Annotated in this window: 10 protein-coding genes; 1 reads left to right on the forward strand and 9 read right to left on the reverse strand. The window is 35.0% G+C overall.

Annotation, left to right across the window (positions count from 1 at the left end; translation table 11 throughout):
• Positions 1–442: 442 nt before the first annotated feature.
• From B7R67_RS22225 to B7R67_RS18000, 9 genes are all read right to left on the reverse strand, one after another.
• Positions 443–625: a tudor domain-containing protein gene (locus tag B7R67_RS22225; RefSeq protein WP_088072366.1), complete on the reverse strand. Its 183-nt coding sequence runs from the start codon at positions 623–625 to the stop codon at positions 443–445.
• A gap of 5 nt (positions 626–630) precedes the next feature.
• On the reverse strand, positions 631–927 hold the full coding sequence (locus tag B7R67_RS17965; protein WP_025568180.1) for a ferredoxin family protein: 297 nt from the start codon (positions 925–927) through the stop codon (positions 631–633).
• Complete coding sequence (locus B7R67_RS17970) at positions 928–2,223, reverse strand: FAD-dependent oxidoreductase (RefSeq protein WP_088072367.1); 1,296 nt, start codon at positions 2,221–2,223, stop codon at positions 928–930.
• Positions 2,207–3,247, reverse strand: coding sequence for an electron transfer flavoprotein subunit alpha/FixB family protein (locus tag B7R67_RS17975; RefSeq protein ID WP_088072368.1), 1,041 nt, complete (start codon positions 3,245–3,247; stop codon positions 2,207–2,209). The genes B7R67_RS17970 and B7R67_RS17975 overlap by 17 nt, the downstream gene beginning before the upstream one ends.
• A complete protein-coding gene (locus B7R67_RS17980) occupies positions 3,248–4,075 on the reverse strand; it encodes an electron transfer flavoprotein subunit beta/FixA family protein (protein WP_088072374.1) in 828 nt (275 codons plus the stop codon).
• A gap of 250 nt (positions 4,076–4,325) precedes the next feature.
• Entirely contained in the window at positions 4,326–5,180 is an 855-nt protein-coding gene (locus B7R67_RS17985) for a VOC family protein (protein WP_088072369.1), read from the reverse strand.
• A 1-nt stretch (position 5,181) separates the two neighbouring features.
• Entirely contained in the window at positions 5,182–5,535 is a 354-nt protein-coding gene (locus B7R67_RS17990; RefSeq protein ID WP_088072370.1) for a DoxX family protein, read from the reverse strand.
• A gap of 626 nt (positions 5,536–6,161) precedes the next feature.
• Positions 6,162–6,611, reverse strand: a complete 450-nt coding sequence (locus tag B7R67_RS17995) for an RrF2 family transcriptional regulator (protein ID WP_158095142.1) — start codon at positions 6,609–6,611, stop codon at positions 6,162–6,164.
• Between the two features lie 170 nt (positions 6,612–6,781).
• Positions 6,782–6,985 carry an alpha/beta-type small acid-soluble spore protein gene (locus B7R67_RS18000; RefSeq protein WP_088072372.1) on the reverse strand — a complete coding sequence of 68 codons (204 nt, stop codon included), beginning with the start codon at positions 6,983–6,985 and terminating at the stop codon, positions 6,782–6,784.
• A 296-nt stretch (positions 6,986–7,281) separates the two neighbouring features.
• Here B7R67_RS18000 and B7R67_RS18005 point away from each other — a divergent pair, with 296 nt between their 5' ends.
• Entirely contained in the window at positions 7,282–8,322 is a 1,041-nt protein-coding gene (locus B7R67_RS18005) for an LLM class flavin-dependent oxidoreductase (RefSeq protein ID WP_088072373.1), read from the forward strand.
• The last annotated feature ends 202 nt before the right edge of the window (positions 8,323–8,524 follow it).

The raw sequence follows: 8,524 nt of genomic DNA on the forward strand, positions 1-8,524 counted from the left end.
GACAAAGTTACTCTGTATTCGTGAAGAGATTTATAGTCTATCCTAATTCAACTTCATCTTAAGTTTGCAAAAATAAAAAAGATATAGTTTATAGATACTATATCTTTTAATAGTCTTACAAAATTTATACGTATTTTATAATTGAATAGCTAATCTAAAGAACAAATCTCTTTATAAAAGAAGGTTGATTTTACAGGATTCTCACTAGCTAAAGAGCAGGAACAAGGAAATGCTGGGTACAGGAGAAGGGAACAGATATTTATTGATTTCCTCTAAGCCTGTTTTTCTTTTATGCTTTCCTGCCATTCCTGCTCTTTCGTCTCCCGCCTTCAACTCCAATCAATGTCTTTAACTATTCTATATTTAAAATTCTATCTAATCTCGTAAATATGTTTTATCAAATATCTACAATTAACAAGTAAAGTGCAAATAACAAAGTAATTTATTTCTTCGGAGTGAAAATCTGAATTAGTTCTGCGCAACTAATTTTCCTTAGAAGGTCGAAGCTTGCCCAACTTACTACTCGATCCTCCCAGGCTACTAAACATTGATTGTCTTTAGTTTCCATAACAGTTCCCACAGCACCATCTAAGCTAAACATAACATAGTTGCCTATAGAGAACATGATTATCACCCCAATCTAAAGATAATTCCGTGCCCACCTTTCGGATATTCCCATTTGATATTTTGATGAGGACAGCCAATTCTGCAGCTTCCACATTCATGACAGCCTTCGTATCCAACGTGCATTCGTATATTTTCCCATTTATAAACTTCTGCAGGACAGAATATTGTACAGATTTTATCTGGGCATTTTGTCATACAAATATCAGAATCTAGTACAGTTAAGTGCGATTTTGTATCCGCATTAAAACGAACGAGATATTGTTTTTCCTCGATAGTACTTTCTTTTTTTGTCTCACTCATTTATTTCATCACCTTCCATGCGTTATATACATCTTTCGCAAGCTTAAACTTAGCTTTTGCACCTCCGATATTACTCATAATATTCTTTTGTTTTTCCCATTTAGATTTACCATCAACTGTAAACATTTGGCTTGCAGATTTATTTAGAAGTGGAATATATTGCTCGAAATATTGAGGAAATTTTTCAAAATGATGTGTTGCATCTTTATATTTTTTCAAATCTTGACCTACGAAGCTATTTAATAATTTATCTGCGTATGATTTGAGGACAACATCAGAGTAATTACCAATTTCTTTTGCTTCCATAATCGTCTCCGCTGCAAGTCTTCCTGAAGTCATAGCCATATTTGATCCTTCTCGATGAATTGCGTTAACTAACTGCGCCGCGTCTCCAACTACCATAACTCCATTGCCAACTAGTTTAGGTATCGACTTATAACCACCTTCTGGAATTAAATGTGCAAGATATTCTTGTGGTTCACTTCCTTGAATATATGGTCTAATCATTGGATGATTTTTTACATATTCAAGTAACTCATATGGCTTTAATTTATTTTCAATCATTCCAGATAATAATGTGCCGACCCCGATACTTAGTGAATCTTTATTCGTATATAAAAATCCTGTTCCTACTATTCCTTTTGTCGCATCGCCAAAAAGCTCAATTGCAACACCTTGATTTCCTTCAAGTCCAAATCGATCTTGAATAATTTTACTATCAAGTTTTAAAATTTCCATTGTTGCTAGTGCAACTTCATCTGGTCTCCATTCCTTATGAAAACCTAGAGATTTTCCTAAGAGTGAATTTACACCATCAGCTAACACGACTACATCTGCAAATAAATCACCGTCTGGTCGATCGGTTCTTACTCCGACTACAAGATCGTTTTCAACGATACACTCTAATACGACAGTTTCGTTAATTAATAGAGCACCTTGTTCAACTGCTTTTTGAGCAAACCACTGATCAAACTTTGAACGAAGTACGGTGAAATTATTATAAGGCTCCTCAGCGAATTCCAGTCCTTTATATCCAAAAGTTGTAGCTGATTGTTTATCAAGCATCATAACTCGTTGCTCTACAATTACGCGCTCAATTGGGGCATCTTTCCAAAATTCAGGTATAATATCCTCCATCATTTTGCGATATAATACGCCACCCATAACATTTTTTGAACCTGGATATTCTCCTCGTTCAATTAGGACAACATTAACACCTTTTTTAGCAAGTTCGTATGCACATGAAATTCCTGCTGGTCCTGCTCCAACGACAATTACATCAAATTTTTCCGGCATGATCGTGATTTTCCTCCTTTAAAGAAATACTTTCTTGGAATTGATTAATCAGCATTGGTACAATTTCAAATGCGTCTCCTACGATGCCGTAATGACAGGATTGAAATATTGCCGCATTCGGATCTTTATTAATTGCGATAATGAGACCAGAATTTTGCATTCCAACTATATGTTGAATTGCTCCCGATATCCCAATCGCAAAATAAATTTTAGGTGTAACTGTTACTCCTGTCTGACCAACTTGATGATGATGTTCAACCCAACCAGCTTCTACTACATCACGACTCGCCCCAACAGCAGCGCCAATTGTTTCGGCAAACATATGAATTAGTTGAAAGCCGTCCTTACTCCCCAATCCTTTTCCACCTGCTACGATAATATCTGCTTCGTCAATTCGAACTTTCTTTGTTGTTGCCCGTACAATTTCTAATACTTTTGTCCGAATATCTTCTTCTCTTAAATCAATTTCTTCTTCTATTACGACCCCTTCAGCACCTGGAGTAGGGGTGAGCGCTTTCATAACCTTTGGACGAACTGTTGCCATTTGAGGGCGATATTTCTTACAAAGGATCGTTGCCATAATATTTCCACCAAATGCAGGTCGGCTAGCTAATAATAAACCTGTATCTTCCTCAACATCCAATACAGTCGTATCCGCTGTTAAACCTGTCGGTAAGTCAGTTGCTACTGCACTTGCTAAATCCTTCCCTTTAGAAGTCGCACCATATAATAAGATTTCTGGCTTGTATTTGTTACAACATTCGAGAACAGCTTTCATATAGGATTCTGTTCGATAATCTTTAAATACTGGGTCATCATATACGTAGACGATATCCGCTCCATACTCAAATAAAGTAGAGGCTAACGGTTTCACATTTTCACCAATTAATAATCCAGCTAATTCGCAACCACGTTTTTCTGCTAGCTCTTTTCCAGCACCAAGAAGTTCAAGGGACACTGGAGCAATGACTTTATCGTTCTCTTCAATAAATACCCAAATCCCTTTGTATTCAGAGAAATCCACTTAAACCCCTCCTTTCACTTCAAATAATACTTTCTTCTCATTTAATATTTTCATTAATTCATTTACTTGTTCCACAGAAGTTCCTTCAAAGATTGTGCCACCTTTTGCTTTTGGAGGAGCCCAAACTTTTGATACGATTGTTGGCGACCCTTTTAAACCTAATTGTTTAATGTCGATATCCTCCAAATCCTTAACTGCCCAAATTGTTGGATTATATCTAGCAGCTTTAATCATATTTGGTAAAGAGGAGTAAGGTACTTCATTAATTTCTTTTTCCACTGCAAATAAGCAAGGTAAAGTCGTTTTAATCACTTCATGACCATCTTCAATTTTCCGATGAACGATTGCATATCCTTCATCCTTATTTATTTCTTCAACTTTCTTTACCGATGTTAAAGGCGGAATATCTAAACGACGTGCAATACCTGGTCCAACTTGTCCAGTGTCACCGTCGATTGTCATCTTTCCACAAATGATTAAATCAATTTCATTAATTTGTCCTATTTTTTCAATCGCTTTCGTTAATGCATAGCTTGTCGCCAATGTATCAGCACCAGCAAATGCTCGATCTGATATCATATATCCTTCATCTGCTCCAATTTCGATGCATTTACGGATTGCTTTTACTGCAGGTGGCGGTCCCATCGTTACAACAGAAACTGTCCCACCATATTTATTCTTAATTCGTACAGCTTCCTCAACTGCATGAGCATCGTATGGATTTAAAATTGCAGGTGCACTTGCACGATCCATCGTATTTGTTTTTGGATTCATCTTAATGATTTTTGTGTCGGGTACCTGTTTTATACAAACTACAATATGTAACACTTTTCCACTCCCCTTTTTCATTCCCATCACCAAAAGTTAGTAAATGTACATGTTGTTCAAATATATTATTTTTTTTGAAAAAATATGTATAGAAGTAGTAAGAACGTTTAATTTTTTGGCACTTTTCTATGGGAATGGAGTCAAGGATATATCACCCTAGCTTAATTAGGAATAAAAAAAAGACATCTACAACTGTTTTTCAGTTGTAAATGTCTTCTTATTTTTTTGCCAGTCTAAAGTTATGAAATACTTATCCGACAACTAATTGAATTGTGTTACCTGATGGATCTTTTGTAAGAGTAGTATTATTTTCTACGGATACAAAAGCCCCCATATTTTTTAATCGATTGATTGCATTTGCTCTTTCTTCTTCGCTTGGATATACCAATGTATATTGTTTTAATCCTGCGCTACTTTCGCTAGGAGCTGAGCCCCCTGCACTATGCCATGTATTTAAACCGATGTGATGATGATAACGACCAGTTGAAATGAACAAGGCTTGGCTACCATATTTCGTAACGACATCAAAGCCTAAGCCTTCACAATAAAATTTTTCCGTACTATTTAAATCAGAAACTTGTAAATGGATATGTCCCATAATAGTTCCTTTTGGTAGTCCAGTGAAAACTTCATTTTCTGCAAGGGCTAGTAAACCTTCAACGTCTAATCGTCTACTATCCATCACGACATACTCATTATTCCATTGCCAATCCTCAGATGGACGATCAACATAAATCTCAATACCATTCATATCAGGATCCGCTAAATAGATTGCTTCACTTACTAAATGATCTGATCCACCTTGTAGTGGGTTTCTAGTTTCAATAAGATGTTTTAAAACAATTCCTAAATCTTTTCTAGTTGGCACTAATAACGCAAAATGATATAATCCAGTATTTCGTTCATTTCTTGGCGTTATATTTTCAGGTTGCTCTAATTTAAGCAATGCATTTACACCATCTGCTGTTAAACTTGCATTCGTAGCTGATTGATCTAATATTTTTAATCCAATTACCTCTTGATAAAACGCTAAAGAACGCTCTAGGCTTGCAACTTTCAATTCAACTGTTGGAGCATAAACTTTTGGTTTTTGATGAAAATTCATTTCATTTACCTCCTCTTGAAAATAGTACAATTAATGTTAACACTAACAGAATTAAAGGAGTCAATGCAACATTCATGCCTTGCCCTGAATGTAAATGAGTAAATACCGCTCCAGCCATGATAATAGCTAGCCCTGACGAAGCAAGCTTACCTATATTTTTCTTCCAATAACCTACGAATAAACCAATTGCTCCTATAACTTCAAACACACCGATCAAATACATCATGCCCTTTGAATATCCATATACCTCTTTGAAATCATGTAACATTTGTGCATTACCACTTAATTTCACAATCCCTGACATTAAGAAAACTATTATTAAAATTGCTTTGATAATACGAATAAACCACTTCATAAACTTCTCTCCCTTTTTTTATTTCTTTGTTACTGAACTTAATTTAAGAACAGTTAAGCGTAGATTACTGAACTTAACTTAAGAACAGTTAAGCGTAAAATTTATTCATAGATAAAAATAATTAGCTTAACGTAATTATTCCTTTGAAGACAGTAATCTTTAAAAAAATTTGTTATTCTTGTGTTTTGTTTTAAGTGCACTTGATTTAAGAACAGTATATCTGATAACTGTTCTCAATTCAAGTGCATTTTGTTTATTTTTTGTGTAAAAGCTTGTTTCAGGGTTGATTTAAGGTATTTTTTGAAAAAATTAGAGCTTTTTGAGTGGCTTTGAAACTACTTAACTGCTTATTAATTATGTTTTTTATGAAATATAACTTTTTTAAGTAGATTGGGTGATTTTATTTGCAGTTTTGGACTTTTTATTTGCAGATTTAGCATTTTATTTGTAGTTTTGATATTTTTATTTGCACTTCACTAATTTTACTTGCAGTTTCACCTTTTTTATTTGCACTTCACTAATTTTATTTGCAGTTTTGACTTTTTTATTTGCACTTCTCTATTTCCCACATCTATTCCAAAAAAGAAACCAAATAAAAATATCGTACATTATTTTGTACGATATTTTTACTGTGATTCGATTGATTTATGACTAGCACGTTTTACAAAATCAGCCAATGTATAGTTACATAAAAAGCCAAGTAAGTGTTCTTCTGCTTCTATTGCAAAGTCGGTAAAAACATTATTCATTACACGTCCACTAGTACAGTCAGATGTGGATTCAATTAATGCGGTTGAAAGAGGTTCTGTCATTTGCAGAGCTAGATAAACCTGTTTTAAGGTAATTTCCTCAGGTGACTTAGCTAGTAAATAACCACCATCTCGTCCCTCTCTTGCTTCTACAATTTTCTCTTTTACGAGAGGAGCCATAATTCTTCTCATAAATGATACACCTGATCTTATATGTTTTGCGATTGCTTTACTTGGTGTAACACCTTCTGTAGTTGATAGTAAAACTAATGCCTGAATAGCAAATCCGAACCACTTTGGAGTAACGGAATTTTTACAACTTGACAATTTTATCACCATCCAGTGACATTATTATCTCTCGTTTATGAATCCCTTGCAAGTATAAGTAGTTTTCAATGTCCTTTTATTCTTAAATTATATAGCCATTCTGGAAGGTATTTATATTTTGAAAGAAATAAAAAAAGGATAGAAAGATTACTTTCCATCCCAATCTTTATTTAACGAGCATATCCGCCTAGGCTTTGTTCTGCCATTTGAACTAGACGCTTTGTAATCTCTCCACCTACTGAACCGTTAGCACGTGAAGTTGTGTCTGGTCCTAATTGCACTCCAAATTCAGAAGCTATTTCGAACTTCATTTGCTCAATTGCTGATGATGCATTTGGTGCAACATATTGATTTGAAGATCTTCTGTTTGCCATATTGTCGACTCCTTTGTCTTTTGGATGCTCTGATGTTGTTTATCAGATTAATGATAGTATGAATCCAAAAAATTATTCTATACATATATTTACAAATTTTTTTACTTTTTCCAAAAGTACTGTTTGTTACCAAAAATAAGATTACTTGTCTGAGTCTTTTAGAGTTCAAAAACTTGTAAAATGTCATTTTATTTTCTATAATCTTTCCATACTGTATAATTTTATGACACAGTTTGTTTTTTAAATAACGTATTTCCTATAAATTATATTTCTAGTTTTCTTAGGAGGAAAATTATATGACGAATAATCGTTTCCAAAATAAAGTGGCAAAGAAACTACATGAAGTCCCTTTATCTGTATTGGATTTAGCACCCGTTGTTGAAGGAAGCACTCCCGCCGATGCATTTAAAAATAGCCTTGACTTAGCTCAGCATGCAGAAAAATGGGGATATCACCGTTACTGGTTTGCTGAACATCATAATATGCCAGCAGTAGCGAGCTCAGCAACATCTGTCATTATTGGTCATATTGCAAGTGGTACATCAACTATTCGAGTAGGCTCAGGTGGAATTATGCTACCAAACCATGCACCATTAGTCATAGCAGAACAATTTGGTACGCTAGAATCACTTTACCCAGGTCGAATCGATTTAGGACTTGGCCGAGCTCCTGGTAGTGACATGTTAACGACAAGAGCTTTACGAAGAGATTTACGCAGTGGGGAAGATTTCCCTGCACAGCTAGATGAATTACGTAATTATTTCAATCCAATAAATGGTGCTGGAACAGCTAGTGTTCAAGCAGTTCCTGGAGAGGGATTAAATATACCAATTTGGTTACTAGGTTCTAGCGGTTTTAGTGCGCAATTAGCTGCCGAACTAGGATTACCATTCGCATTTGCAGCCCATTTTGCACCTGACTATACAGTACAAGCAATGCAAATTTACCATAATTACTTTAAACCTTCAGAGGTATTAGATGAACCTTATGCAATGATTGGATTAAATGTTTTAGTTGCAGATACAGATCAAGAAGCAAAAAAATTATTTACAACTCAACAGCAATCATTTTTAAATTTAATAAGAGGTGGCAAACCAGCTTTATTGAAACCACCAGTGGAAGATATGGATGAGATTTGGAGCCCATACGAAAAACAAACTTTAGAAAAACAAATGAGATTATCTGCAATTGGTAACATTGAAACAGTCACTGAAAAGCTACAAAGTGTTTTAGAGGAGACTAAAGCAGATGAAATCATGGTTAATGGTTCTGTTTTCGATCATGCAGCCCGCTTATATTCATATGAGTTATTAAGTAAAGTATCAGAACGAAAATAAAAAAGCTTGTTTTATGTTAAGCCTTAACCCTAGTAAATAGCGATTTCACTTTTGTTTTAAGGCTCTGTAAAAAAGAAGATTGATTTCCGTTACAGGATGCTCGCTTTCCATGGGGCGTGAGCTGAGCCTCCTCGGCAAGCCTGCGGGGTCTCACCCTTCCCGCTACTCCCATAGGAGTCTCCCACCTTCCACTCCAATCAAT

Source organism: Gottfriedia luciferensis (genome assembly GCF_002156865.1).
GTDB lineage: Bacteria > Bacillota > Bacilli > Bacillales > Bacillaceae_G > Gottfriedia > Gottfriedia luciferensis.